At 60.7% G+C, this 24,692-nt stretch carries 25 protein-coding genes and 1 other RNA gene; 10 read left to right on the forward strand and 16 right to left on the reverse strand.

Translation table 11 applies throughout. The annotated features are described in order from the left end of the window. Positions 1-50: 50 nt before the first annotated feature. The 7 genes from GX444_15015 to folK form a co-directional block, all read right to left on the reverse strand. The gene (locus GX444_15015; GenBank protein NLH49890.1) at positions 51-1,106 is read right to left on the reverse strand and encodes an iron ABC transporter permease; all 1,056 of its coding nucleotides are present in this window, start codon (positions 1,104-1,106) and stop codon (positions 51-53) included. Continuing rightward, positions 1,100-1,888 (reverse strand): heme ABC transporter ATP-binding protein, encoded by a 789-nt coding sequence (locus GX444_15020; protein ID NLH49891.1) that lies wholly within the window; start codon positions 1,886-1,888, stop codon positions 1,100-1,102. The genes GX444_15015 and GX444_15020 overlap by 7 nt, the downstream gene beginning before the upstream one ends. Beyond that, positions 1,885-2,781 carry an ABC transporter substrate-binding protein gene (locus GX444_15025; protein ID NLH49892.1) on the reverse strand — a complete coding sequence of 299 codons (897 nt, stop codon included), beginning with the start codon at positions 2,779-2,781 and terminating at the stop codon, positions 1,885-1,887. Before GX444_15025 ends, GX444_15020 begins: the two co-directional genes overlap by 4 nt. A gap of 84 nt (positions 2,782-2,865) precedes the next feature. Beyond that, entirely contained in the window at positions 2,866-4,017 is a 1,152-nt protein-coding gene (locus tag GX444_15030) for a hypothetical protein (GenBank protein NLH49893.1), read from the reverse strand. A 79-nt stretch (positions 4,018-4,096) separates the two neighbouring features. Beyond that, positions 4,097-6,151, reverse strand: coding sequence for an aldehyde ferredoxin oxidoreductase family protein (locus tag GX444_15035; GenBank protein ID NLH49894.1), 2,055 nt, complete (start codon positions 6,149-6,151; stop codon positions 4,097-4,099). A gap of 55 nt (positions 6,152-6,206) precedes the next feature. Further along, entirely contained in the window at positions 6,207-6,464 is a 258-nt protein-coding gene (locus GX444_15040; GenBank protein ID NLH49895.1) for a MoaD/ThiS family protein, read from the reverse strand. 80 nt (positions 6,465-6,544) lie between these two features. Beyond that, positions 6,545-7,036 (reverse strand): 2-amino-4-hydroxy-6-hydroxymethyldihydropteridine diphosphokinase, encoded by a 492-nt coding sequence (gene folK / locus GX444_15045; GenBank protein ID NLH49896.1) that lies wholly within the window; start codon positions 7,034-7,036, stop codon positions 6,545-6,547. A 73-nt stretch (positions 7,037-7,109) separates the two neighbouring features. On the opposite strand from folK, the gene GX444_15050 reads away from it, so the two are divergent. The 7 genes from GX444_15050 (at position 7,110) to GX444_15080 (ending at position 12,875) form a co-directional block, all read left to right on the forward strand. Beyond that, the gene (locus GX444_15050) at positions 7,110-7,751 is read left to right on the forward strand and encodes a nicotinate-nucleotide adenylyltransferase (protein NLH49897.1); all 642 of its coding nucleotides are present in this window, start codon (positions 7,110-7,112) and stop codon (positions 7,749-7,751) included. Positions 7,752-7,853: 102 nt separating this feature from the next. Next, positions 7,854-9,056: a hypothetical protein gene (locus GX444_15055; protein NLH49898.1), complete on the forward strand. Its 1,203-nt coding sequence runs from the start codon at positions 7,854-7,856 to the stop codon at positions 9,054-9,056. Between the two features lie 203 nt (positions 9,057-9,259). Next, an RNA gene (gene ffs / locus GX444_15060) (signal recognition particle sRNA large type) lies at positions 9,260-9,521 on the forward strand. 78 nt (positions 9,522-9,599) lie between these two features. After that, a complete protein-coding gene (gene dnaX / locus GX444_15065) occupies positions 9,600-11,285 on the forward strand; it encodes a DNA polymerase III subunit gamma/tau (protein ID NLH49899.1) in 1,686 nt (561 codons plus the stop codon). A gap of 11 nt (positions 11,286-11,296) precedes the next feature. Further along, complete coding sequence (locus tag GX444_15070) at positions 11,297-11,614, forward strand: YbaB/EbfC family nucleoid-associated protein (protein NLH49900.1); 318 nt, start codon at positions 11,297-11,299, stop codon at positions 11,612-11,614. A gap of 2 nt (positions 11,615-11,616) precedes the next feature. Next, positions 11,617-12,228: a recombination protein RecR gene (recR, locus tag GX444_15075; GenBank protein NLH49901.1), complete on the forward strand. Its 612-nt coding sequence runs from the start codon at positions 11,617-11,619 to the stop codon at positions 12,226-12,228. Between the two features lie 62 nt (positions 12,229-12,290). After that, entirely contained in the window at positions 12,291-12,875 is a 585-nt protein-coding gene (locus GX444_15080) for a gliding-motility protein MglA (protein ID NLH49902.1), read from the forward strand. A 147-nt stretch (positions 12,876-13,022) separates the two neighbouring features. On the opposite strand, the gene GX444_15085 is transcribed toward GX444_15080, so the two are convergent. From GX444_15085 to GX444_15120, 8 genes are all read right to left on the reverse strand, one after another. Continuing rightward, the gene (locus GX444_15085) at positions 13,023-13,490 is read right to left on the reverse strand and encodes a hypothetical protein (protein NLH49903.1); all 468 of its coding nucleotides are present in this window, start codon (positions 13,488-13,490) and stop codon (positions 13,023-13,025) included. 49 nt (positions 13,491-13,539) lie between these two features. Beyond that, complete coding sequence (locus GX444_15090; protein ID NLH49904.1) at positions 13,540-13,806, reverse strand: hypothetical protein; 267 nt, start codon at positions 13,804-13,806, stop codon at positions 13,540-13,542. Positions 13,807-13,954: 148 nt separating this feature from the next. Then, entirely contained in the window at positions 13,955-14,608 is a 654-nt protein-coding gene (locus tag GX444_15095; protein ID NLH49905.1) for a DUF1566 domain-containing protein, read from the reverse strand. Between the two features lie 30 nt (positions 14,609-14,638). Beyond that, positions 14,639-15,439 carry a hypothetical protein gene (locus GX444_15100; protein NLH49906.1) on the reverse strand — a complete coding sequence of 267 codons (801 nt, stop codon included), beginning with the start codon at positions 15,437-15,439 and terminating at the stop codon, positions 14,639-14,641. Between the two features lie 605 nt (positions 15,440-16,044). Next, the gene (locus GX444_15105) at positions 16,045-17,586 is read right to left on the reverse strand and encodes a protein kinase (GenBank protein ID NLH49907.1); all 1,542 of its coding nucleotides are present in this window, start codon (positions 17,584-17,586) and stop codon (positions 16,045-16,047) included. An 11-nt stretch (positions 17,587-17,597) separates the two neighbouring features. Then, the gene (locus tag GX444_15110; GenBank protein NLH49908.1) at positions 17,598-19,439 is read right to left on the reverse strand and encodes a sigma 54-interacting transcriptional regulator; all 1,842 of its coding nucleotides are present in this window, start codon (positions 19,437-19,439) and stop codon (positions 17,598-17,600) included. A gap of 12 nt (positions 19,440-19,451) precedes the next feature. After that, positions 19,452-19,979, reverse strand: coding sequence for a gamma carbonic anhydrase family protein (locus tag GX444_15115; protein ID NLH49909.1), 528 nt, complete (start codon positions 19,977-19,979; stop codon positions 19,452-19,454). A gap of 169 nt (positions 19,980-20,148) precedes the next feature. Beyond that, positions 20,149-20,862 (reverse strand): MBL fold metallo-hydrolase, encoded by a 714-nt coding sequence (locus GX444_15120; protein NLH49910.1) that lies wholly within the window; start codon positions 20,860-20,862, stop codon positions 20,149-20,151. A 129-nt stretch (positions 20,863-20,991) separates the two neighbouring features. Here GX444_15120 and GX444_15125 point away from each other — a divergent pair, with 129 nt between their 5' ends. Next, on the forward strand, positions 20,992-22,728 hold the full coding sequence (locus GX444_15125; GenBank protein ID NLH49911.1) for a S41 family peptidase: 1,737 nt from the start codon (positions 20,992-20,994) through the stop codon (positions 22,726-22,728). Positions 22,729-22,730: 2 nt separating this feature from the next. Here the strand turns inward: GX444_15125 and GX444_15130 are convergent, their stop codons facing one another. Next, positions 22,731-23,081 carry a hypothetical protein gene (locus tag GX444_15130; protein ID NLH49912.1) on the reverse strand — a complete coding sequence of 117 codons (351 nt, stop codon included), beginning with the start codon at positions 23,079-23,081 and terminating at the stop codon, positions 22,731-22,733. Positions 23,082-23,159: 78 nt separating this feature from the next. On the opposite strand from GX444_15130, the gene GX444_15135 reads away from it, so the two are divergent. Further along, entirely contained in the window at positions 23,160-23,615 is a 456-nt protein-coding gene (locus GX444_15135) for a hypothetical protein (GenBank protein NLH49913.1), read from the forward strand. 118 nt (positions 23,616-23,733) lie between these two features. Next, entirely contained in the window at positions 23,734-24,402 is a 669-nt protein-coding gene (locus GX444_15140) for a hypothetical protein (protein NLH49914.1), read from the forward strand. Positions 24,403-24,692: the final 290 nt, after the last annotated feature.

The following is a 24,692-nucleotide window of genomic DNA, read 5'->3' on the forward strand; positions in this document are numbered from 1 at the left end:
CATCCGGTCGCAACATGAAAATGAAGCCTGCCCGCGGCCGGGGAACGGCGTTAAAGCCCGTTCTTCTTGGCCCGCAGCAATAGAATCAGGAAGAACGGGCCGCCGATCGTGGCGGTCAGAACGCCGACGGGAATCTCGGCGGGGCCCAGGAACGTGCGGGCGAGGGCGTCGCAGAGGATGAGAAACCCGGCGCCGGCCAGCGCGGCGGCGGGCAACAGGATCCGGTGGTCCGGCCCGACGAGCAGGCGCACCGCGTGCGGCACGAGCAGGCCGACGAAACCGATCGGCCCGGCCAGCGCGACCATCAGGCCGGTGAGCAGCGACGCGGACCCGTAGGCGAGGCGCTGCACGTTTCGCACGTTCACGCCGCGGGCGGCGGCGATTTCCGGCCCGAGGCTGAGTTGGTTGAGCGCGCCGGCCAGGGCCAGCAGCACCGCCAACGCGGCGGCGTATCCCAGGCCGATGAAAACGAGGCCGGCGCGCGCGGCGGTCGTGCCCTGCCAGAAATTCGCGCTCACCATGACGTCCAGCGCGCCCATCATCCAGCGCAACATTTGAAAGGTCTCGGTGTAGTCGGCCAGGTAAAAGACCAGCAGGATTTCCGCCGCGAAGAAGTAGCTGATCGTCACTCCCGCCAACACCAGCAGGGTCGCGGAAAGCACGCCGCGCGTCCGCGCCAGCCGGTAGACCAGCCAGACCGTGGCCGCGCTGCCGGCGAGGGAAGCCAGGACGATCGGCGAGACGCCCAGGGCCGTCGCGCCCAGCCCGAATTTGATCGCCAGCACCGCGCCGAAAGCGCCGCCCGAGGAGATGCCCAGCGTGAACGGCTCGGCCAGCGGATTGCGCAACAGCGCCTGGAAGGTCGTGCCCGCCGCGGCCAGCGCCGCGCCGACCAGCGCGGCGAGCAGCACGCGCGGCAAGCGCGTCAGGAAAAAGATGCTCGCGTTCAGGTTGCCGGCCAGGTCGTGCCGCTGCGCCCAGGCGTCGAGCGGATCGATCGTCACCGGCCCGATCGCCGGCCCGCCGATCAGCGCGAACAGGAAAAATGCGACAAACGGCGCCAGGCCGAGCAGCAGCCGCCGGGGAGTCAGCGCGCCTTTCAACATGACTCGTCCTCCACCGGCAGGATGTACGCTGTCCGGCCGTCGGCGCGCCGGCCGATTTCGATGCCCACCTGGTAGACATCGCGCAGCAGGGCCGGTTGCAGCACCTCAACGGGCGGGCCGTCGGCGACGATGCCGCCGCGCGCCAGCAGAATCACCCGCGGGCAATAGCGCGCCGCGAGGTTCAGATCGTGGGTGACCAGCAGGACGGTCAGGCCGTGTTCGCGGTTGCGGCGGCCGAGCGCGGCCAGCAGCGCCGTCTGGTGGCGCAAGTCCATCGACGCGGTCGGCTCGTCCAGCAGCAGGGTTTCGGGTTCCTGTGCCAGGGCGGCGGCCACGACGACGCGCTGCCGTTCGCCGCCGGACAGCTCCAACACGTTGCGCTCGGCCAGATCGGCGATTTCCATCGCCGCCAACGCGGCTTGCGCGGCGGCCTGATCGGGCTCGCGATCAAAGGGCGACCAGCCGCGGTGCGGATGGCGGGCCAGCAGGACGTACTGCGCGACCGTGAACGGAAAATGAAAGGCCGGCGACTGCGGCGCCACGGCCAGATGCCGCGCCAGTTCGACCGGCGCCCAATCCGCCAACGGCCGTTCGTTGCAGGCGACCGTGCCGCGTCGCGGGCGCAGGTAGCCGCTCAGGATTTTCAGCAAGGTCGACTTGCCCGCGCCGTTGGGCCCCACCAGGGCCGCCATTTCGCCCGCGGCGACCGCCAGGCTGACGTCGCGCAGGATAGGCGGCGCGGCGTAGGCGAAATCGACGTGCGCGGCTTCGAGGCGCTTCATCGCGGCGGCTCCGGGACGGGGTGCAGCAGCGCGGCCATCCGGCGGGCGATCTCCGCCATGCGCAGGCCGGAAGTGACCGCGTCGGGATCGGCGATCAGAAAAACGCGGTCGGCCTTCACGGCCCGCAAATAGGGCAGAGCGCGCCACAATGCCCGCTCGCGCTCCTGGGCCGCGGGCGAATCGTCCGCGCCCGGCAACAGCGCCACGATCGCCTCGGGATCCAGGCGCAGGATTTCCTCCTGGCCGAGTTGCGGATAGGCGATCGGCGAATCGAGCAGGGCGTTCGCCCCGCCGGCGATGGTCAGCAGTTCGTCGAGGAAGGTGCCCTTGGCCGCGGCGAAGATCCCGCGCAGCTCGCCGGGGTTATGGCCGATGACCAGCAACGTGCGCGCCGGCGGTTGTTTCTTGACGTGGTCGGTGACGGTTTGCAGGTCGTTTTGCAGACGCTCGACGAGCGCCTGTCCGGCCGGGACGCGGCCGAGTTTTTCGGCGATGGCGGCGATGGCGGTGTAGGCGTCGGCGATCGTTTCGGTCGGCAGGGCAAGCACGGGCAGGCCCAGCGCGACAAGCCGTTCGCGCTGCGCTTGCATCGATGATTTCACCAGCACGAGGTCCGGCCGCAGGGCGAAGATGCGCTCGTAGTTCGCGTCCAGCGCCGCGCCGACCTCGACTGCTTGCGGCGAAAGCCCGGCGGTCGGGCAGAAGGGCGTCCGGCCGACCACGCGATCGCCCGCGCCCAGCGCGACGACGATTTGCGTGAAGCTGGGCAGCAGCGAGACGATGCGCGCCGGCGCGGCGGCGGGCGGGGGGGCGGCAGGCCCGGGCGCGCAGGCGAAGCACAGCGCGATCAACGCCGGCAACCAGCAGGCCCGAATTCGCCGCCGAGGTCGCATGGGATACTCCGTATCGGGTGGCATCGTTCGGCGCCATGATGGTCCGGCGCCGCGGGCACTGTCAAGTAAAACGGCGGTTCCGGGTCAGAAGGAAAACGCCAGGGAAGCGAGCAGGGAGGCCGCGGGCGCGATCGTCTCGCCGTCGTGCGGTCCGCCGCGATAGGTTTCGTCGAACCAGGTAATCCGCCCGGCCAACGCCGCGTCCACGTCGTTGATCGGGTGAAAGCCCAGCCCGGCCAGGAGGCCCCAAAAGCCGTCCCGGTCGGCCGCGAGCGTCTCGCCGTCGAGGCGGCTGGCGGCGCGCCCCCGGCCGCTCGAATCGAGGTCGGGGTCGAACCGCTCGCCCCGCGCGAACGGCTCGAACCAGGGCCACGGTTTGACCGACAGCCAGCCGGTGGCCGCCATCCCATTGCTGGTCGGCTTTTGGCGCTCGCGCCCCCAATGAGAATCGAGGCTGCCTTCCAGGCCGGCGTTGATGTACCGGCAGCGATAGTGCAGAAGCGCCATGCCGACGGCGTCGCGGTCGAGCGCCGGCCCGGGCGGATCTTCGCTGGTGTTGTAACGCCCGCCGAGCGACAACGAAAAATGGCCCAGCACGCCGGCCGCGAACGCCGGCACGAAGGTCACCCGGCCTTCGCCGGCTTTCTGCTTGGAAGCCTCGAAATCCTGCGCGCCGTTCCCGCTGTCGATTTGCGCCCGGTACGAGCCGTAATGGCCCGGAAAATCGCCCTTCACCGCGAGGCCCACGTCGGTCAGTTGTCCCAGCCAGCCGGCCCGCTCGGCCAGCAGCCGGTCGACGAAACGAAAGCCGTTCGCCTGGTCGACGAACCCGATCCACGGCGTTTCGATGATGCCGGCGTCTACGCCGACATACGTTTTCGGCTGCCAGTTCAGGTGGGCGTAACGCAGCACCAGCGCGAAGCGGCCGGCGTCGGGCGTGGTCACGTCCTCCAATTTTCCGTCGCCATTGACGTCAGCCTGATAATCGTGGACGCGTTCGACGTCGGTGGCCAGGTGCGCCAGCCAGTTCGGCTGCGGCTCGCCGAACAGTTCCAGGCGCGCACGGGTGATGTCGAACGCGGAAAAGTCGTTGTTGCTCGAGCGCGGATCGTACGCCGAATCGTAGGTCGGCAAAGTGTAGCTGTACTGGAAATAGACGTCGCCCCCGACGTCCACCGCCCAGGCCGGCGCGGCGCCGCCGAGCAACAGCAAAAGAATGAGGACGCGCTTTTTCATGGCACCCTGCCGTGAGGATCAGGCCGATTCTAGCCGGAAGGCCGCAGGGTGGGAAGACGGACCGGCCGGGCGATCGCGGCTATTTCGGTTTCTTCACCGCCGCGTTGCGCGCGATCATATTTTTGATCGTCACGTCCTGTTCGCCGTCGATCTCGACCAGGCGCGTATGGAAGGCGCCCTGCAATTCCGGCATGGTTTTCTTCGCGTCGGGAAGCGCGGACAGGAGGAAATCCAGCCCCAGCCCCTTGAGCTTTTTGACGGTCGGGATGCCGCGCGAATCCCAGCCGCGGGTTTTGTAATAAACCGGCAGCATCGCGCCGAGCGCCACCTTCGTCGCGGGATTTTTCGGATCCTGCGGCTCCTTGGTCAGCCGGTCGGGCAACCGGTTTTCGACCAGGCCCTCGCGGATGTTGAACATGCGTTCGAGGTTGTACACCCGGTCGCCGGCCGCCAGGAATTCGCCGAGGCTCATCTTCATGCCGGTCAGGGTGCCGATGACCTTCGAATGCGGGATCAACGGCAGGTGGAACGGGATCATGCCGGCGGGCAGGTTGAGGACCATTCCCAGCACTCCGCCCGAACCGCGCAGTGTGATGTCCAGCACCTTGGCCATCGTGCCGTACGGCTTCACCTTGCTGGCGATGCCCGGCAGCACGGCGTAGCTCGTGAAAATGCAGGTGCCGCAGGCGCTGATCGCGTCGAAGGCGTTTTGCTGAAAAATCGCCAACTGCGGCTTGCCGAGCGTCGAAAGTGGGCTGACGTTCACCGGCCCGAGATTTTCGAAATAGATCATGTAGCCGGCGTTGAGGTGGCAACCGCCGCGGTTGGCCGTGGCGTAACCCAAGCCCATGCCCGCCGAGCGCCGCGGTTCGTAGGCGGCCAGTTCCAACCCTTTGCTGTGAATGGCGAAGGCCTCGCCGCCGTATTTCCACGACAGCCGCATGGCGCCCTCGGCCAGGTCGTTGCCCAGCCCGCGCCGATGCGCAATGTCCTCGATGAGCGGCGCGATCCGCGCGGCGTCGCCCCATTGCAGGTCGCTTTTCAACAATCCCTTTTCGGTCAGCTCGGTGGCGAAATCGATGACGCTGCCGGCACTGATGGTGTCCAGCCCCATTTTGTCCAGTAGGTAGTTCCACTCGCAGATTTTCCACAGATCGCGATTGCCGAAATTGGAACCGAACATGCCGACGGTTTCGTACTCCGGCCCTTTGACTTCCTTGCCGTTGATTTCGACGACGCGGGCGCAGCGGATCGGGCAGCTCAGGCAACCGGTGTTTTTCTTCAGGTGCTTTTTCACCAGGGCTTCACCGTCGATCTCGTCGGTGAACTCGTAGGAGCCTTTTTGGAAATTGCGGGTCGGCAAAACCGACAGGATGTTCGCCTTGCCCATCATGCCCAGGGTGCCGTAGGCGGGCAGGGTGCCGCCGGTGGCCGGATGGGCCTTGAGCAGGTCGATCCATTCCTTGATGACTTTTTTGTATTCCTCGGGATTGGGGATCGGAATTTTTTTCTTGCCGCTGGCGACCAGCGCCTTGATCATCTTGCTGCCCATCACCGCGCCGACGCCGCCGCGCCCGTGCGCGCGTTCGCCGCTGATGATGCAGGCGAACCGGACGAGGTTTTCGCCGGCCGGGCCGATCACCATCTGGCCGATGTTCTTGCCGTGCCGTTTGGCGAGGACGGCCTGCGTTTCCTCGGTGTCCAGGCCCCACAAATCGGCGGCGTCGTGAATCTCGATTTTATCCTCGGTGATCTCGATGTAGATCGGCTGCCTGGCCTTGCCGGCCAGCACCAGCGCGTCGTAACCGGCCCGCTTGAGGTTGATGCCGAAGGTGCCGCCGGAATTCGAGGACATGACCCCGCCGGTCAGCGGGCTTTTGCACGAAACGTTGAAGCGGCTCGAACACGGCGCGCCCGTTCCCGTGAGCGGCGCGGTGGTGATCACCAGCAGGTTTTCCTCGCCGAGCGGATCGATACCCGGCTTGAGATGGTCCCAGATGATTTTCGTACCGAGGCCTTTGTTGCCCAGAAACAATTCGCGGTCGCGGTCGGAGATCTCGAACGGGCGATGCGTGCCCTGGTCCAGGTCCATCCACAGGGCTTCGCCCATGTAACCGCCGTATTTGGTCGCCATCAGCTCTCCTTGCCGGTCACGGCCGGCGATCGATCGATCGATGTACGGGGCGCGCTCAACCGCCGCCGAGCGGAGGGAAGAAGACCAGGTCGTCGCCGTCCGCCACTCGGGTGCTGGTGCCCTTCAGAAACGTGACGTTGTTGCCGTTTAAAATCACGTTGGACATATTCAGCAAGCGAATGAAATCGGCGTTGCCGCGAAATCGTTCTTCCAAGCGACGCACCGCGTCACCGACCGTGCCGGCGGAAACTTCGACGCCGTCCACTCCGGCCGCGTTGCGCAGGGTCGAAAAGAACCTGATTTTTACCGACATTTCACGACTCCACCGCGAGAGTATAGGAAATCATGGTGGAGCCGATTTTAAGTGTCAATGGAAAAAAAAAGCATAATAAATCAGGGGTAAAGTCGAACGTTCGCGCGGGATTCGTTCGATAAAAGGCCGGCCAGTTCCGCGATCGTGGCTTGTCGCCCTGGGTGTCGCCAGTCGGGGGCGATTTCCGCCAGCGGAATCAGCACGAACGCGCGGTCGGCCATTTCCGGATGGGGGAGGGTCAGCCGCGGATCGTCGAGCGCCAACTCGTCGTACAGCAGCAAATCGAGGTCGAGGGTGCGATCCGCCCAGCGCGCGGCGCGCTCGCGGTGATGCCGCGCCTCGACGGCCAGCAGCGCCGCCAGCAGTTCGCGCGGCGGCAACGCGGTTTCCAGCACGGCGCAGGCGTTGATGAACCGCCGCAACGCCACGCCGCCGACCGGTTCGCTTTCGTAGAGCCGGCTGGCGCGGAGCAGGCGCGTTGACGGCAACCGGTCGAGATCTTCCAGTGCCGCCCGCACGGTCGCCACGCGATCCCCCAGACTGCTGCCGATACCGATTGCCGCTTGCGCCATGCCCGCACGATAGCACAAAACCGGATCCGGCGGACATTGCCTTTCCCCGCGTTCATCCGCTAGAGTAAACGCCATGCGACGCATCGGCTTGTTCGGCGGGACCTTCAACCCGATTCACCTGGGGCATCTGCGGGTGGCGGAAGAGGTACGCGAGGCTCAGGCGCTGGACCGGGTGATTTTCATTCCCGCCGCCGATCCGCCGCATAAAAACGGCTTGGCGATCATACCGGTCGCGCACCGGCTGGCGATGACCCGATTGGCGGTGACGGATGACCCGTCCTTTGCCGTCAGCGATTTCGAGGCGAACCGCGCCGAAAAAAGCTTTTCGCTTTATACGATCCGCCATTTCCGCGAGACCACGCCCGCGGCGCGGCTGTTTTTCATCATCGGCGCCGACGCCTTCGCGGAAATCACCACCTGGCACCGTTGGGAAGAGGTCATCCGGGAGGTTTCCTTCGTGGTGATGACCCGCCCCGGCAGCCGGATCGGCCACCCCGCCGAGGCCCTTCCCAAGGAATGGGCCGGACGCATCGAAACGGTGTCTGAATCATTGTATCATGTCGATAATAAAGAGGAAATCATCTTTCAGCCGGTGACCAGCCTCGAGATTTCCAGCTCTGATATCCGGCGCCGCCGGCAGGAAGGCGGCTCGATCCGCTTTTTGGTGTCCCCCGCGGTGGAAGACTACATTCGCGTGAACCATCTTTATGAATAATTCAATATTGGCTTGTTCCGGCCTGCCTGATGGTATATATTGTGCGCGCTGCCAGGTTCTTATTGGGGGTAGGGTCGGGGATTGCATCGCGGAGTGATTGGCATGAGACCCTTTTTCCATTCAGCGCTTCTTCTCTTCTCACTTTTGCTGATGGTTTCGTTCACGGCCTGCGATAACGCATCCGATGAAGCCGATTCCGATCATGCCTCCGTATCCGATCAGGCGGCGCCCGACGATTTGAGCGGCGCCGATGACGACACCGATCAGGACGACAACCTGGAGGCGGGCGACGCGCCCGACGATCAGATTTACGAACCGCCGCTCGGTGATAATCCGGCGTTCGGCTACGGCCCGTACAAAGTCGTTCAGCGTCTGGTTCACCTGCCCGAACCTTATCAGGATCGGACGGCCTATCTGTTCGTTCCCGAAAGCGACGACAAAGCCGACGAGGGCCCGTATCCGACGATCGTCTGGGGCCACGGCATTTACAGCGCCAACTGGCCGATCGGCCAGCGCGAGATGTTCGAACGCCAGGCCAGCCGAGGGTACCTGGTCGTTTACCCGAACATGGACGTGCCGTTTCCGTTCCCGGAGGAAGATTCGGTTACGAAGGGGATCATCACTTATCTGGCGGCCATCAAAAAAGCCGTGAAGATGGGGCTGGCCGATCCCGACCGGATCATCTTCGGCGGATACAGTTTCGGGGCGCGCATCGCGGCGTTGGCGACGGCGCTGACCACCGGCATGGACCGGTTGGACATCTGGCCGAATCCGATCGCCTGCGTCTTCGAGGCGCTGCCCGACTTCACCGATTCCGAAGGCGTCTGGCCACCGGTTACCTTTTACGGTCCGCGGCCGAGCGAATGGGCGCCGCTGATCGATCCGTCCATCCCGATCACGGTGATCTGCGCCGAGGACGACCGGACGGTGCTGACCTACGACAAGAAAACCGGCGAGCCGGAAAATGGCGCGTATTTCTTCGAACAACTGCCGAGCGAATTCGCCCAGCTCATTATTTTGAAAAGCGGATCGACCTCCAACGACAAGGCGCAGCACTCGACCTTCATGGCGCCCACCGTCCGATCGCTCGACGCGCTCGATTTGTGGGGCCACATCAAGATCGTCGCCGGCATCACGAACTTCCATTTCAAGCACCGCAACCGCGAATGGGCCTACGGTTTCATGCGCGCCATCGGCGGCCTGGATCACGCCAACCAGCCGATGATCCACGAGGTTTACGAACGCCATAACGGTCAAGACAGCCAGACCTTGCCGCCCGAGGACAACAGCTTCGGCGTCGAATAACTCCGCCGAAACCCCTCACTTTTTGAAGGTCGACGCGCCGGTTTTTCCGGCGCGTTTTTTATGGTCCGGAACCGGTCCCCGGCCGGTCCGCCGCCCGTTTTCCTCTTGACGCCCCGGCGGGGTCCGTCTAGCATTTCCGTTCTATTGCAAGGGGTCTTTATCCGGAGCGATCGGGACAGATTCGATTTCGGCGCGTGAACAGGCCGCGCTAGGCGGGGAGCCAGCGGTGCCCTGTACCCTCAATCCGCTATAGAGGGGCGGAATCCCCGACCGAGGCCTTAGCGCGCAGTGCCGGTCCGTTACCCCGGGTCAGCGGGTTGGGCCCCACGCGGCAGACGCCTCCGAACCGTGTCAGATCCGGAAGGAAGCAGCACTAAGGAGGAACGTCTGGGCGCCGTGGGTTACCTGACCAACGCCCTCGGGGAAGAACGCGACATTGCGGGCGGGTCGAAGAAGGGTGCGCGGCCTGTTGACGCGCCGGACGAGCGCCGGACCGGCGGCTGAATCCCGATCGCCAAGGTTCGCTCACAAAGGTGCGCCGGAATGTCCTATCTGGTTTTGGCCCGCAAGTATCGCCCGCAGACCTTCGCCGACCTCGTCGGCCAGGAACACGTGACCCGCACCCTGACCAACGCCATCGCCCTGGGCCGCATCGCCCACGGCTATTTGTTCACGGGCACGCGCGGCGTCGGCAAGACGACGGTCGCCCGCATCTTCGCCAAGTCGCTCAATTGCGAGGCCGCCCAGGGACCGACCGCTACACCGTGCGGCCAGTGCCCGTCCTGCAAGGAAATCGCCGCCTCGGCCAGCCCCGACGTCTTCGAGATCGACGCCGCTTCCAACACCGGCGTCGACGACGTGCGCGAGCTGCGCGAAAACGTCAAGTACCTGCCGGCGCGCGGCCGCTACAAGGTGTACATCATCGACGAAGTGCACATGCTCTCGAAAAGCGCCTTCAACGCGCTGCTCAAAACCCTCGAGGAGCCGCCGCCGCACGTCGTCTTCATTTTCGCCACCACCGAACCGCACCGCATCCCCGAGACGGTGCTGTCGCGTACGCAACAATACGAATTCAAGATGATCGGCCTGGCGCCGATCGCCGCTTACCTGCAAAAGCTGATGGACGCCGAGGGCGTCGCCGTGCCGCGCGACGTGCTGATGCTCGTGGCCCGCAAGGCCGCCGGCAGCGTGCGCGACGGGCTGTCGTACATGGACCAGGTGCTGTCCTACGGTCCCGACCGGCCGCTCGCCGAAATCGCCGACGTGCTGGGCGTGGTGGATCGCCAGGCGCTGCTCGACATTTCCGCCGCGGTGCTCAAGGCCGAGCCGGTTGCGCTGCTCGACGTGCTGCAACGGATGGGCGCGGCCAACTGGGACGTCAAGGATTTTCTCGCCGACCTGCTCGAGCACTTCCGCAACCTCGTCGCCGTCAAGGTGGCGCGCCAGCCGGAATTGCTGATCGACGCCGGCCAGGCCGAGCTTGCCGCGCTGGCCGCCCAGGTGAAGGACACGGCGCTGGAAACGCTCGAGCACCTGTTTTTCCTGCTCGCCGATTCCGAGGAGCTGGTGCTGCGCAGCGGCCAGCCGCGCCTCGTGCTCGAAATGACCCTCGTGCGCCTGGCTCAGGGCGCCAAGGTGACCTCGCTGGACAACCTCGTCGCGCGGATCGCCGAATGGAAGAGCGGCCTGGAAGCGGGCGGGCCCGGCCCGGCCGCGCGGCCCTTCGAAAGCCGGCCGTTGCCGCCCCGGCCCGGCGAAAAGCCGCCGGTCGCCCCGGAAGCTCCGGCCGCGAAACCGGCGGCGGAAGCCGGCGATCCGCTGGCCGATCCGGCGGCGGCGCTGGCGGCGGCGCTGCTGCGGCAACGGCCGACGCTGGCGAAGGTGCTGGACGGGCACGCGGTGAAATTGGCGGGCGAGCGCCTGACGATTTCGTTGCCCAAGGGGTATCCGCATCGCTCGTTCGAACTGGAACTCGAGTTCGTCACCGGCGTGGCGCGCGAATTGTTCGGCCCCCGGGTCACGGTCGCGCTGGAGGCGGTCGAGGGCCCCGGCGGGGCCAACAGCGTGCAGGACCAGATGAACGCCCGGCGCGCGGCGCAGGAACGGACCAAGACGGTGCAGCGCGAGACGATGAATCATCCGGCGGTGCAATGGCTGAAGGAAATCTTTCCCGAGGCGGAAATCAGCGTTAAAGTGAAAGAGCCCGCGGAGACCGCGGAACCCGAATAAAAGGAGGCGCCATGTCCAAGGGTGGTCTGGGCAATATCATGAAAATGGCCCAAAAGGCCCAGCAGCAGATGATGCAGGTGCAGGAAGAACTGGCCGCGAAGCACGTCGAGGCCAGCGCCGGCGGCGGCATGGTCAAGGCGGTGGTCAACGGCAAGCAGGAAGTGATTTCGATCCGCCTCGAGAAGGACGCGGTCGATCCGAACGACGTCGAAATGCTGCAGGATCTGATCGTTGCCGCCGTCAACGAGGCGCTGCGCAAGGCGCAGGAAATGATGACCGCCGAAATGCAGAAGGTCACCGGCGGCATGAACATCCCCGGCCTCTTCTAGCCATGCTGTTCGACGAAGGCCTGCTCAAGGAACTGGTGCTCCGGCTCACCACGCTGCCGGGCGTCGGCCGCAAGACCGCCGAACGCCTCGCCATGCACATCCTGCGCGCGCCCGCCGACGACATCCACGCCCTGGTCGCCGCGATGCTGGAAGTGAAAGAGAAAATGCAGCTCTGCCGGGAGTGCTTCAACCTGACCGACACGCAGCCGTGCCGTATCTGCGCCGACGACCGGCGGCGCAGCGACGTGCTGTGCGTGGTCGAGCAGCCGCAGGACACGATGGTGCTCGAGAAATCCGGCGCGTTCGGCGGCCGCTATCACGTGTTGCACGGCGCGCTGTCGCCGCTGGACAACGTCGGGCCCGAGGAACTGCGCATCGCCGAGCTGCTGGCGCGCGTCGACGCGGGCGGAGTCCGCGAGGTCATCCTCGCCACCAACCCGAATCGCGACGGCGAGGCGACGGCCTCCTATCTGGCCGATCTGCTCAAGGGCCGCGGGGTGGAGGTCACGCGCATCGCCCACGGCGTGCCCGTCGGCTCCGATCTCGAGTACGCCGACAGCGTCACGCTGAAAATGAGCCTGGAGGGCCGCCGGAAAGTGACCTCCTCCACTTGAACGAGGGCTGTGATACAATGTCGCGGTAAGCGGCGCGCCGTTCGCTGGGGGACGAAGGCAAAATGACGCTCATCAATTACGAAAACCGGGAGATCAACTTCAAGATCGTCTATTTCGGGCCGGCCCAGGTGGGCAAGTCCGACAACTTGAAGTACGTCTATCACCGGACGCCGCCCGAGAAGCGCGGCGAACTGGTGCTGCTCTCGGGCGAGGACGGCCGCACCACGTTCTTCGATTTTCTGCCGCTGTTTCTGGGCAAGATGGGCGAATTCACCGCGCGGCTGCACCTGTACACGCTGCCCGGCTCGCTGCGGCTCGATACCAACCGCCGCCTGATTCTGAAGGGCGTCGACGGCCTGGTGTTCGTCGCCGACTCGCGCCGCGAACGGCTCGACGAAAACCTCGCCGCCCTCGACGCGATGCGCCGCCAGTTGCGCGAATGCGGCTACGACTTCGGCCGCCTGCCGCTCGTGCTGCAATACAACATGCGCGACTTCGATTCGAGCCTCGCGCCCGACGACCTCTCGCGCATCCTCAATCCCGAGGCCAAACCCGCCTTCCCCGCCAACGCCCGCACCGGCCACGGCGTCCTCGAAACCCTCAAATCCGTCAGTCTGCAAGTTCTGAGCAAGCTGGGCGAGAAGTAGGGCGAAAACCCGTCGCGATCGGTATCGCAAACGATGGGTTGCATGATATGGACAGAATAATTTTCTTCGTTGGTCGTGAATAAATAAATAAAATGTTGGTGGGCATTATCGCGGTCAATGCCCACCAACTTATTTGTGAAGCCGTAGTTAATCGTCAGACTGTGCTTTCATACAAATCGCATAAGCTCGGACTTGACCGGAGGAGCCAGTGTTGTTTACGTAGGCGCAAGAACAGCGGTCACTGGCGTTGGGAAATTCTACCGCAGTCATTCCACGAAGAAGGTAATCGCCCGCGTTTTCTGCAATGCATTGACAAGAAACCGCAATGTCGCCAGTTTCGCAATTGGGGGAATACACGGTATTTTCTTCACCGGCCGCAAGAGTTAAGAAGCTGCCTGCCGTCTTGTAAACAATCGGCCCGTCTTCAATCGCGTTTGCGAGGTAGGTGAAATTCTCGTTTACTTCCGAAGCCACCGCGGTCGATCCGGCCGTGAAGGTGTGAGGTAAACTAAGTGCGAAAAGGCCATGGCGCCCTGTAGCGTAAACGGTGATCGAGGATGCGATGACCGCAACAAACGCGGCAACCATCAAAATCAGCAAGTATCCCTTTTTCATGATAGATTCTCCTGAGTGAAGTACAAGGTTTATTCCGTTTGTCTTGAGCTTAACCCCAAGTATTCAGGTCCCAATGACCCTCGCCCCAAATTAGTGTGTCTGGGCTCGTATCGTTGTCATTGTCGTCATTGTCGTCGTTGTTATCATTGTCGTCGTTGTCATCGTTATTATCATCGTCATCGTCGTCATTATCATCATTGTTGTCATTGTCGTTGTCGTCATCATTGATGCTGTCGTCATCGCTCTCGCTATCATTATCGCCCGTGTTATTGCTATCATCGTCGTCATCGCCTGATTCCTGGAAACATGCAGGCATTGTGATTACCAACGCAAATGACAGCAAACTGAGTAATGTGAGCATTTTCATCTTGTGTCGCATATTCCTCTCTCCTTTCTATCTCAGATTTTTTTCAAAACCTGACAAATCTGGATAGTCGCTATCGGCGTGTTATATTTCTATGTTGCTAATTATTGCCGCCACGAACGCAACGCACGTTGGATGATTGTCCGCCATCGCCCTCGTCCTTATCATGGCCGCCAACCTGGGCATTGCAAAAATCGATGCCTATCGCGCCATTACCGCTACCCCCAGATATGGCCGCGGAAGTCCAAAACCACCCACAGCCACTAGGCGGAGCTCCAGGAACACCAGAATATCCTTCTCCCCAATAGCAGTTCGGAGATCCCGGACCCTGATCAATGGCACAGCCATCGCACGAAGAGTTTACACAAGTATCGATGTCGGTGCATGAATCGGTGAATGGACAACTTCCTCCGGGTTGGGTTGCAGAACATCCGACAATAAATGAGCGTAACTCCTCGACTGATGGTAAACGCCAATCAGAATGTCCATTCAAATCCAAATTCTTACAGTAGGTGACCGCGTCTCCCCAGTCGATGAATTCGGTGTTTGGCGGATCTTGCCATTCAAGTTGATCATCGTCATCATCCGAGTTGTTATCGTCATCTGAAACATCATCATTGTCGTTATCGTTGTCGTTATCGTTGTCGTTATCGTTGTCGTCATCGTCGTCGGCTTCGCTGAAGCAAGCGGAAACGACGAAAATGGCAATCGCGCTCAACATCAAGAGGAGTGCGAGGCAAAGGGCTTTATTCATGGTAGTCCTCCGTTCCTTTTTGGTTTTCGGTCAGAATCTCAGACTCATCAGCAAACCTGTTTCCCGTAGGGATGCAGTGGGCACCAAGAGAAAATCAAATGATTTTCCCGATACCTTGGTCTTGGATGTAGATGGCGTTGAAGTGAGAAAAAGATAGGTAGAGATACCGAGCAGAACCGCGGCACTGCCAGCCAGGACATAGGAAGACATGGCAAGGTTTTTTGTGTTTTGCCAATGCATATCTCGATCATCCCAGTCTTTGTTCGACGCGGCATCCTTTTGCAGTCGGTCTTCGTTGAGAGCCAAACCAAAAAGTGTTCCGCCGGCCAAAGCACTCGCCGAACCCAAGCCCAGAGTGGTCCAAGCGGCGATCCGCTTTCCGGAAGATACCTTGTTCGCCGGCTTTGTTAAGACCTTCTTGGTATCCGTTGCTTCCTTTTCCAACAACAAACGCGCCTCGTGTAAAACCTGGATCACCTTGGGCGATGTGGTTTGCGAATCCAAACTGATGAAGGAATCGAGCTTCAATGCCGCCGTCATTTCGTTGATCGCGGCATCGCGATTTCCCTCCACCAATTTCAGTTTACTCAGCAGCACGTGTATCTCGGCTTGTTCCTGGGCCGTGCATAAGGCAGGCTCAGCCAGAACCTCGCTCAGAAGCCCGGAGGATTCCGCGTACTTCATGTCCTGATAAAGGCTGTTGCCCTTGGCCAAGATCTCGGAACAGATGGATGAGGCGCTTGCCGCAAGCGGAGTTCCGCAAACCAGCAGCACTATCAACGCCAGAATTTGCATCCCAATAAAAAACGTTCGCATGGTGTCCTTTTTCACCTCCTTTCCATAGTATTTACTCGTGTTGAATTATTGACAACCGCACATCTGGATCATTTGTTGCCTAGCAACCTCGACCTCCGACTCCGCGACGCTTTTCGCGGTAGCGCCGGCCGCAACTCCAGCCAAGGCGTTCCATACGTTTTTCTGTTGAGACGATTGATAATCCGAGAAGGTTTTTCCAGCGATTATGGCAGAGAGTGCCGCGGATTTTTGACGGTAGTTATTTTGTGCCCATTTGCATCGTTCGGCACAAGACTCCGGCGAAACATAGGATGGCTGAGGATCATACCTGGGAGCCGGGGCACTCGAACAGGCAATGGTATAGTAGGGTATAACAAAAAAAAGCAGCAACGATACAACGAAAAGCAATGACCTATTTCCCATGGACAATCCTCCTTTTGCATCTATTTTCATTTACGAAAGAAGGACTAATCAACAAATGTGCCAAATGGCTTGTGTTGAATGGATTATGCGAAAGTAATTGATATCATGGGAAAATAAATTGAGTAATGCATTGGATGGTATTTCGAAAGAGCAAATTAAATTGTGCCTTTCGTCACGAAATGAGTAGATTGGTTACAAATTGCGAGTAAAAGATTCGACTAATTTGTCGCGGGCCATTTCGTCAAGCTGGATATTTTCCCGGGATAGATCGTCAATGAATAAAGGGCGGACGTGCTAAGTTTAGGGTTTTTTAAAGTGATTGAATGTGGCCCCGCCGACAACGCGATTTTTCCTGTCGGGCTGGTGTCTTTGTAAACACCGTCAACATAGACCTCGGCATAGGGGTTTAGGTCGCCGACGATCAGGTAACCCGGCTCGGCGGTCGGCGTTGGTGTCGGAACGGGAGTCGATTCGGGTGTCAGCGCGGGTTTAACCGTGAACTGGGGAATAGCAGGAGTCGGCGTCGGCTTTTTCACGATCGGCAGTGTTTCGGTTTTCAGCGGTATTTCCGGTGGGAGAACGATATCCGGAGTCGGGTTCATCGGCTCAACAGTCGGTGTGGGCGGTGGATTTGCGATTTCATTTTCCGGCGCGGTCGGCGAAGTGGTTTCAGGTCTAAAAGCGATCGCGATCGCCGCCAGAATTACTAGGATGACGAGGGCCGCGACGGGCCAGTGCCAACGCACAGTGATGCGGCTTCGAGCGCTGGCGGGGGCATCGTGATTGACGGTCAAGGTTTCCCCGGTAAAACGCCGTTCCACTATTTCCTCGACTGGCGATTCTTCGGGGGAGCAGAATTCGGCATAGGCATCGCGTAACAAGGTACTTGGCGAGGGGGCTAGTTCTGCTTGGATTTGTTCGATTTCCGCCAACATGTCGGCTGCCGAAGTAAAACGATCGGCCGGATTCTTGGCCAAGGCGCGTTTGATCGTTTGTTCGATGGCCGACGGAACATCGGCCCGGCTGGACGGTGGAGGATAATCGCCAGTGACGATTTTCGCCAGCAATCCCGAAATAGAATCCGCTTGAAATGGTTTTTCTCCGGTGATCATCTCATAGAGCAGGATGCCCATCGAAAAAAGATCGGTTCGAACATCGAGCGATTTGCTTTCAATCTGTTCGGGAGCGAGGTAGTGCAATTTGCCTTTAACGGTGCCAACTTGACTTTGGCTATCGGCAAACATGGCTTTGGCCAGTCCGAAGTCGGTGATTTTAACCTCACCCTCGCGGGAAATCATGATGTTGTTGGGCGTCAGGTCACGATGGATAATACCCAAACTTTGTCCTTTTTCATCGGTGCGGCGATGTGCGTAATCAAGTCCACGAAGTATTTCAATCGCCAGTCGCAGCACTACGCGCAATGGCAATTTACCGTCTTTTTGCCGCGCGCTGTAAATGAGTTGCTGCAAATCGCGTCCATCGATAAATTCCATAACGAGATACAACAGGTCGCCGTCAACATTGAAATCGAAAACCTGGACGATGTTTTGGTGATTGAGGGCGGCGAGAATCTTGGCTTCGCGACGGAACATTTTTTCATATTCCGGTTTTTCGGCATGCGTGGGACGAATGGTTTTCACCACGCATTGCCGTTCGATACCGCCCGCGAACGAGCACTTGGCAAGGAAAACCTGGCCCATCCCTCCTTCGGCAAGCGGACGGATGATTTTATAAGGGCCGATGTTCAGTGGTTTTGCCAAGTCGCCTCGCTCTAAAGGGTGTATTTCTTGATTTTGGCCGCCAGGGTTTTTCGAGTTATCCCGAGTTCGGCGGCGGTATTCGATTTATGCCAATGATATTTTCCCAACGCGGCCAAAATACGAGCGCGCTCCAATTGTTCGATTTCCTTTTCCAATGGACCGTCTTGTTTCAACGCGTAATGATCCTCGCTTCCCGATTCTACGTCGGGCGTTTCGTCGTCGCCGGCCAGGAGGAGATGCGCCGGTTCGATCAGCGAATCGTCAGCCAGATAAAGGGCGCGTTCGATGACGTTTTTCAATTCGCGCACGTTTCCCGGCCATGCATAACGACTCATTGCCGCCAACGCTTCGACGGAAAAACCGGTTACTCGGGTACTGACCTTGCCGCGCAACTCGCGCAAAAAATAGTCGCTTAGTTCAGGGATGTCGTCGGCGTGCTCGCGTAAGGCCGGTAAACGAAGCGACAAGACGTGCAGGCGATAGAATAAATCCTGACGAAAAGTACCTTCCCGCAGCATTTGTGGCAGATCGCGATTGGTGGCGGCAATGATTCGCACCGATACGCGAACGGTTTTATCGTCGCCGATCGGGCGCACTTCGCCGGTTTCCAACACTCGCAACAGCTTGGCTTGCATTGCCAGGGGCATTTCTCCGATTTCATCCAGAAACAACGAACCGCCATCGGTCATTTGAAACAGACCGTGCCGGTCGTGATTCGCCGAGGTGAAAGCTCCCTTGGCATGGCCGAATAATTCATCCTCGATCAGGTCTTTCGGTAAAGCGGCGCAGTTTACCGCGTTGAAGGGACGGTTGGCGCGGTTGGATAATAAATGAATCATTCGAGCGGCGAGTTCCTTGCCGGTGCCGCTTTCTCCGTTAATCAACACCGAGGATTCACCTTTGCGGGCGAATTTTTCAAGCGTCTCGCGCGTTTCGGTCAGGCGCGGACTGGAACCGATCAGGCGATAACCATCCAAACGATCCTGCAACTCAAGATTGGCCGAACGCAAGTCAACAATGGTTCGCCATTGAAGCAGCAAGGAACCGAGGATCGCTCCGATTGCCGCCATAAAAGCGAGATCGTTTTTAGTAAATGCTTTTACCAGTGAACGGGTATCGGCATATAAAATGCCCGATAACCGTTCGCCCACACCCAGCGGCACACAGGCCACGGATTTGGTTCGCGTATTGATAACACTGGTTTTGTCCTGCAACGTCGATTCCAGAGCGGCGTTTTGTAAAAGCAGGGCTTTTCGGCTTTTGATGACCTTGGTCAGGATGGTACGGGACAGGAGAAATGGTTCTGTTTCGCCGGTGAAAGAACGAAAGAAACCTTGGGTTAGGGTATCGTTTTCCACTAGTCCGAAATAGGTATGCTCGGCGCCCAATTGTTCGCCCATGGCTTCAAGCACTAGCGGCGCCAGCGCTCGCGGCTGATTCATTGTTGCGGCATTCGCCGCCAAGTCGTAAAGGAAATGCAATCGTTCCTGTTCGGCCGTCAGGGTATCGGTTTGAAATAAATAAGTTTCTTCCGAAACATGGGGAGCAATCGCGGTTTCGGTCGGCGGATCGAGATAGAAAATCGCGTTGATGTTGCCAAATGAAAGCCGATCACCATTTTGCAGTAAGATCCGGTCGATGGTTTCCTGGTTTCGGCGAGTCCCGTTTTTACTGCCGAGATCCTTGAGCCAAAAAGCGCCGTTTTCATGTTGAATCAGCGCATGCCGGCGCGAAACGCTGCCGTCGCCCAGACAAATCTCGCAAGTATCGTCGCGACCGACGGCTACTGTCTTTTTCGTCAGATCATAATAGTCATTGATCCGAGAGGATTTAATAAAAACCAAAACCGCCATCGGCAACATCCTCTATTTCAAGAAATGTGCATATACTCTGGCTCGTTCCACATAATGTTTAGCAGCTTTGGTGATACGCTTCAGATCACTTTCCGTCAAGGCGCGTTTGACGACGGCGGGGACGCCGGCGACGAGGCTGCGCGGGGGGACGATCATCCTTTCGGGGACGACCGCGCCGGCGGCGACGATGGATTCGGCGCCGATTTCGCAGCCGTCGAGCAGGATGGCGCCCATGCCGATCATGCAGCGGTCGCCGATCGTGCAGCCGTGCAGGATGGCGCGGTGGCCGACGGTGACGTCGTCGCCGATCGTCAGCGGACCGATCCAGCTCGTTTCGTGGCAGACCGTCAAATCCTGGATGTTGGTGCGCGCGCCGATGACCACCGGGTGTTCGTCGCCGCGGACGACCGCGCCGAACCAGAGGCTCGACTCCGGGCCGAGCGTCACGTCGCCGACGACCACCGCGCCGGGGGCGACGAACGCGGTCGGATCGAGGCGCGGCCGGGTTTCACCGAAGGGAAGGATCAAGGTGTCGTTCATGGTTTCAATCCTTGCCGGCGACCAGCACGGCTTTGGCCGTCGGCCGTCCAAAACCGTGGCACCCATTTAAGAGGAAGGATCAAGATGTCGTTCATGGTTTCAATCCTTGCCGGCGACCAGCACGGCTTTGGCCGTCGGCCGTCCAAAACCGTGGCACCCGATCATTGGTTCAATCTTTCCCTTGAGACGGTTCGTCAGCCGTTGGGGGTTTTGCCTTTTTTTTCGTCGGGCCGAACATCAATTCGTCGATCTGCTCCGGGCGCAGCCGGACGAAGATATTGAACTTGCGTTCCTGTTCGATGGTCGTGCGCGGGCCGTGGCCGGGGTGGAGGAAAATATCGTCGGACAGCACGAAGAGCTTGTCCTTGATGGCGGCGACGAGCGTGTCGTAATCGCCGCCCTTCAGGTCGGTGCTGCCGATGGCGCCCTGGAAGATGGCGTCGCCGCAGAAGATCGATTTTTTCGAACGCAGGCAGATGCCGCCGGGCGAATGGCCGGGCGTGTGGATCACCTCGAAGCGCAGCGCGCCGATTTCGATCGTGTCGCCGTCGCGCAGCAGCCGGTCGGGCGGCGGGCTGAGCCGCGGGCGGCCCCGAAGCAACAGCGAGGCGGCGGAGAAACTCGTCAGGCGGCCGGCCTCGGCCTCGTGGATGAGCAGCGGCGCGCCGGTCAGCCGCTTGGCCTCGGCGTTGCGGTTGACGTGGTCGTAATGCGCGTGGGTGTTGACGATGGCGGCGACCCGGGCCCGGGTGGTCTTGATCATCGTCGCGATGCGCGGCCAGTCGCCCGCCGGGTCGACGAGCAGCGCCTGCCCCGTTTCCTCGTCGATCGCCAGGTAGGTGTTGGTCTTGAAAAAGCCGCTCTCCACTTTTTCGATCTGCACGGTCGCGCCTCCTCCTGTGCCTTGCAGGATAAAGCCGGGCGGGCGAGTGTCAACCGAAGAGATCCAGGTTGACAAATGGCGGGGCGGACACCTAAATAAAACCCTTATTCCTTGGCACAAGGGGGCAAGGTGCCGGTTCATCGATTCGCGCGGCAATGGCGCTTGTTGGGCGCCGCCATCGGGCTGTCCATCCTGCTCGGTTGGGCGGCGGGCTGCCATTCCGATCCGCAAACGGCCGTCATCCTCGACGTGTTCGACCTGGTGGAACGTTACTACGTCGAGAAGGTCGATCCGCGCGAAATCACCGCCAACGCCCTGGCCGGTTTGGTCGACCACCTGAAAAAAGACGTCCAGATCGAGGTGCAGACCGAAAAAATCAAGGAATTCCTCCGCGCCCGCGACCGGGGCGAGGACGTGACGCCGCCGGTGATGGAAGAAACCGAGGACGCCTCCCCGACGCCGATTCCCACCCCGTTCGACGACGTGAAAGTGACCGTCGCCCCGACCCACCTGCGCATCGAGGGCGGCGGCCAGATCTTCGATCGCGACCTGCCGGCGGACAAACGCGCCCTGGCGCGGGTTCTGCTCGACGGCGTGGCCTTTTGCCGGAGCGCCTTGCGGCTCAAGCAGTCGCCGGAAGAACTGCAACAGATGGCGCTGGATTCCATGCTCTACAAGCTCGATCCGCATTCCGGGTTTCTCGAACTGACCGACTACAAGCAGCTCAAGCAGGAAACCGAAGGCAGCTTCGGCGGCGTCGGCATCGAGATCAGCATGGTGGGCGGATTTTTAACCATCGTTTCGCCGCTCGAGGGCGCGCCGGCCCAGCAACAGGGCTTGCGCAGCAAGGATCGCATCACCGCCATCGACCACCTCGAGACGATCGGCCAGACGATCGATTGGGCGGTCAAGCGCATCCGCGGCAAGATCGGCACGACGGTGGTGCTGACCATCAGGCGGCCGGGCGAGGACAAGACCTTCGACGTCACACTGGCCCGGACGCGCATCGAGGCGATCGCGATCAAGAGCAAGCTGCTGCCGGGGCGCATCGGCCACGTGCGGGTGATTCAATTCAACGCGCGCACCGCCGACGACCTGGAAAAGGCATTGCGGGAATTCAGCGCCGCGCCGGGCGGCCTGCGCGCGCTGATTCTCGATCTGCGCAACGACCCCGGCGGCTTGCTCGATCAGGCCGTGGCGGTCACCGACAAATTCCTGACCGGCGGGCTGATCGTCAACACCATCGGCCGCGGTTCGCTGGAGGAACGCGAGCGCTACGCCAGCAGCCGGGGCGCCTGGACGCGAGTGCCGCTGGTGGTGCTGGTCAACAACGGCAGCGCCAGCGCTTCCGAAATCGTCGCCGGGGCGCTCAAGGATCACCAGCGCGGCCTGGTCGTCGGCTGGCAGACCTTCGGCAAGGGCTCGGTGCAGTCGATTTTCGAATTGCGCAACGAGGCCGGGCTGCGGCTGACGACCGCGATGTACTACACGCCGTCGGGCGAATCGATCCAGGCGCACGGCATCACGCCGCACATCCGCTTCGACAGCGACGACCCCGACCGCGACCTGTATTCGGAAGCCAAGCTGGAAGGACATATCGACAATTCGAACAAGCGGCCGGCGCAACAGCCGCTGCTCGAGGTCAACGCGAAAAACCTCTACGACCATTACCTGGCGAAGGGCCTGATCAAAAGCGACGCCGAGGCGTTTTCCGACGACGCGGATTTTCTGCTGGTCTTCGTCCGCAAGCTGCTGGACGAGGCGACCGACTTTTCAATCGGCGGTCTGACCGCGCAGGCGCAGGCGATGCTGGACAAGGTGCCCGGCGCGTTCGAGCCGGCGGCGCCCGCCGCCGCGAAAAAATAGCGCTACTTCTTTTCTTCCACCCGACAACCCGGATCGGCGTCGCACCAGACGCGCCAGTCGTCGCCGGCGCGGCGCAGCACGAAGGCGCTGTCGTCATCGGCGGAAACCTTGAATTCGAAGGTCACGGTCGGGTCGTCGGTCAGCGAGGGTTCCCAGGCGAGCAATTCCTCGAGCCGGTCGGCGTAACGGGCGGTTTCGCCGGGGGTGTTGTGCAAGACCGCTTCCTGCGCCGTGGCGGCCGCTTGCCCGCGTTGCAGCAGGGCTTGTTGTTCCTCGGCCTGGTGGCCGAACCAGCGGCAACCGAACAGCGGCAACAGGATCATCGACAGCAGGAGCGGACGGCAATATCTCATGATGCTTCCCGAAATTAAAGAAAAGCCGTTTCGCGCCGCTGCTGGTTCGCACCGGGGAAACGCGCTAGGATAATGAACATGTTTACCGTCTATAGGCAAGCCGGGCAGGTTGCCCTGGCCACCGCCGGCGAAGTGATCCGCCTGCTGCGCGACTATCCCTTTCGGGGCGACGCGGACTATTTCACCGTCGGCCGGCAGGAGAAGGAGTACCTGGAAATTCTCAAGACCGGCGATCGCTTCGACGTTGGGCACATTGCGGAGGGCGTCGACGATAGCGTGCTGGTTTACCAAAGCCTGAATTACGAAGAGGCGGTGCGGGTCGCGACCGCTTTTTGCGACGGCGATCCGCACTGGGCCACGCTGCTGGCCGCCGCCGGCGAGCCGGGGAGAGGGTCCGGCAATCCCGAGCCGGATTTTCCGGCGGCCGCGCCGATCGAGCCGCAGGGATTTTCCTGTTCGCCGCCGTTGGCTTTGTTGATCTTCATCTTCGTCATGCTGCTCGGCCTGGCGGCGGTTTATTTCTTCAAACCGTGAATCCGGGGTGGCGGGTTTTTCCCGGCGGCCGGGGTAAAAAGGCGGAATCAGGGCAAACTTGACCCCCAACGGCCAATGAAGATAAAATGCGTCCCTACTCTGTAGTCTGGAGGGGTTGATGAATAACCGTCTAATGCTGTTGGTCCTGGCGGCCGCGATCGCTTGTTTGGCTGGTGGAGTGATTCTGGTGCTGGATGCCGATCCGGTGATCGCCAAGGATGTCGAGCAGGGTCTCTGTCGCGACGCGTTGAACGTCCTGTACACCGAATGCAAACTGCACCTGGGCATCGAGGGTAATGTATTGAATTACTCCGAGGCCGTGGCTTATTGCGAAAATCAGACCGATCTGACCTTGAAATCCTGCTGGACCGGCTGCGCCCTGAATACCGCCAACGATTGCGGCGAGGTCGCGGCTTGCATCGACGAATGCTACAACGGCGTCACGATGTGCAACTTCACGATCGAATTCATTTACGATCTCTGCGACGACACGTTGTACAACCCGGAGAACGATCAGCCGATCGACCGCACCCCCGCCCTGAACGATTGCGAGACTACCGGCGGTAACCTGTGGGATTGCTATACGAACTGTGCCTACACGAGCTGGGAAGATTGCATCGAACTCAGCCAATGCGTTATCGACTGCGCCTATAACCAATCGGATGACGATACCGCCGACGACGATACCGCCGACGACGATACGGTCGACAATCCGAATTCCGAAACCCTGAAAGAATCCAACGGCGATGCGTTGGAGGACGTGCACGGTTCCGCCTGCGGTTTCTAATCGCTTTTCCCGAATCAACCGGACCGGCCGGGCGAAACCGCCCGGCCGGTTTTTTTTTCGGCTTTTTCCCGCCGCCGCCCGGTCCCCGGTTTTTTAGCGATTTTCTTGATATTCCATCAAAACGGAACAGTGGAGAAAATCGAGGAAAAAACCGGGGCGGCCGGGCGGTAAAAAAAAATGTATCGGCAACGCGAGGATTTGACGTCAATTCTTGACAGGGCGGATTCAAACCGACATTATGCCGAACATGATTCCCATGAATACCGGCGCCGATAAATTTGGTGTGGCTT

It is taken from the genome of Myxococcales bacterium, assembly GCA_012517325.1.
Lineage (GTDB): Bacteria > Lernaellota > Lernaellaia > Lernaellales > Lernaellaceae > JAAYVF01.

Excerpts from the sequence above, each read along its gene's own strand:
- GX444_15055 (NLH49898.1), top strand. The coding sequence starts at position 7,854 with ATGAGACCCTTTTTCCATTCAGCGCTTCTTCTCTTCTCACTTTTGCTG.
- GX444_15015 (NLH49890.1), bottom strand. The coding sequence starts at position 1,106 with ATGTTGAAAGGCGCGCTGACTCCCCGGCGGCTGCTGCTCGGCCTGGCG.
- GX444_15050 (NLH49897.1), top strand. The coding sequence starts at position 7,110 with ATGCGACGCATCGGCTTGTTCGGCGGGACCTTCAACCCGATTCACCTG.
- GX444_15030 (NLH49893.1), bottom strand. The coding sequence starts at position 4,017 with ATGAAAAAGCGCGTCCTCATTCTTTTGCTGTTGCTCGGCGGCGCCGCG.
- GX444_15020 (NLH49891.1), bottom strand. The coding sequence starts at position 1,888 with ATGAAGCGCCTCGAAGCCGCGCACGTCGATTTCGCCTACGCCGCGCCG.
- GX444_15135 (NLH49913.1), top strand. The coding sequence starts at position 23,160 with ATGTTTACCGTCTATAGGCAAGCCGGGCAGGTTGCCCTGGCCACCGCC.
- folK (NLH49896.1), bottom strand. The coding sequence starts at position 7,036 with ATGGCGCAAGCGGCAATCGGTATCGGCAGCAGTCTGGGGGATCGCGTG.
- GX444_15090 (NLH49904.1), bottom strand. The coding sequence starts at position 13,806 with ATGCCTGCATGTTTCCAGGAATCAGGCGATGACGACGATGATAGCAAT.
- GX444_15095 (NLH49905.1), bottom strand. The coding sequence starts at position 14,608 with ATGAATAAAGCCCTTTGCCTCGCACTCCTCTTGATGTTGAGCGCGATT.
- GX444_15025 (NLH49892.1), bottom strand. The coding sequence starts at position 2,781 with ATGCGACCTCGGCGGCGAATTCGGGCCTGCTGGTTGCCGGCGTTGATC.
- GX444_15110 (NLH49908.1), bottom strand. The coding sequence starts at position 19,439 with ATGGCGGTTTTGGTTTTTATTAAATCCTCTCGGATCAATGACTATTAT.
- GX444_15115 (NLH49909.1), bottom strand. The coding sequence starts at position 19,979 with ATGAACGACACCTTGATCCTTCCCTTCGGTGAAACCCGGCCGCGCCTC.
- GX444_15040 (NLH49895.1), bottom strand. The coding sequence starts at position 6,464 with ATGTCGGTAAAAATCAGGTTCTTTTCGACCCTGCGCAACGCGGCCGGA.
- dnaX (NLH49899.1), top strand. The coding sequence starts at position 9,600 with ATGTCCTATCTGGTTTTGGCCCGCAAGTATCGCCCGCAGACCTTCGCC.
- GX444_15140 (NLH49914.1), top strand. The coding sequence starts at position 23,734 with ATGAATAACCGTCTAATGCTGTTGGTCCTGGCGGCCGCGATCGCTTGT.
- GX444_15085 (NLH49903.1), bottom strand. The coding sequence starts at position 13,490 with ATGAAAAAGGGATACTTGCTGATTTTGATGGTTGCCGCGTTTGTTGCG.
- GX444_15080 (NLH49902.1), top strand. The coding sequence starts at position 12,291 with ATGACGCTCATCAATTACGAAAACCGGGAGATCAACTTCAAGATCGTC.
- GX444_15070 (NLH49900.1), top strand. The coding sequence starts at position 11,297 with ATGTCCAAGGGTGGTCTGGGCAATATCATGAAAATGGCCCAAAAGGCC.
- GX444_15130 (NLH49912.1), bottom strand. The coding sequence starts at position 23,081 with ATGAGATATTGCCGTCCGCTCCTGCTGTCGATGATCCTGTTGCCGCTG.
- GX444_15035 (NLH49894.1), bottom strand. The coding sequence starts at position 6,151 with ATGGCGACCAAATACGGCGGTTACATGGGCGAAGCCCTGTGGATGGAC.
- recR (NLH49901.1), top strand. The coding sequence starts at position 11,617 with ATGCTGTTCGACGAAGGCCTGCTCAAGGAACTGGTGCTCCGGCTCACC.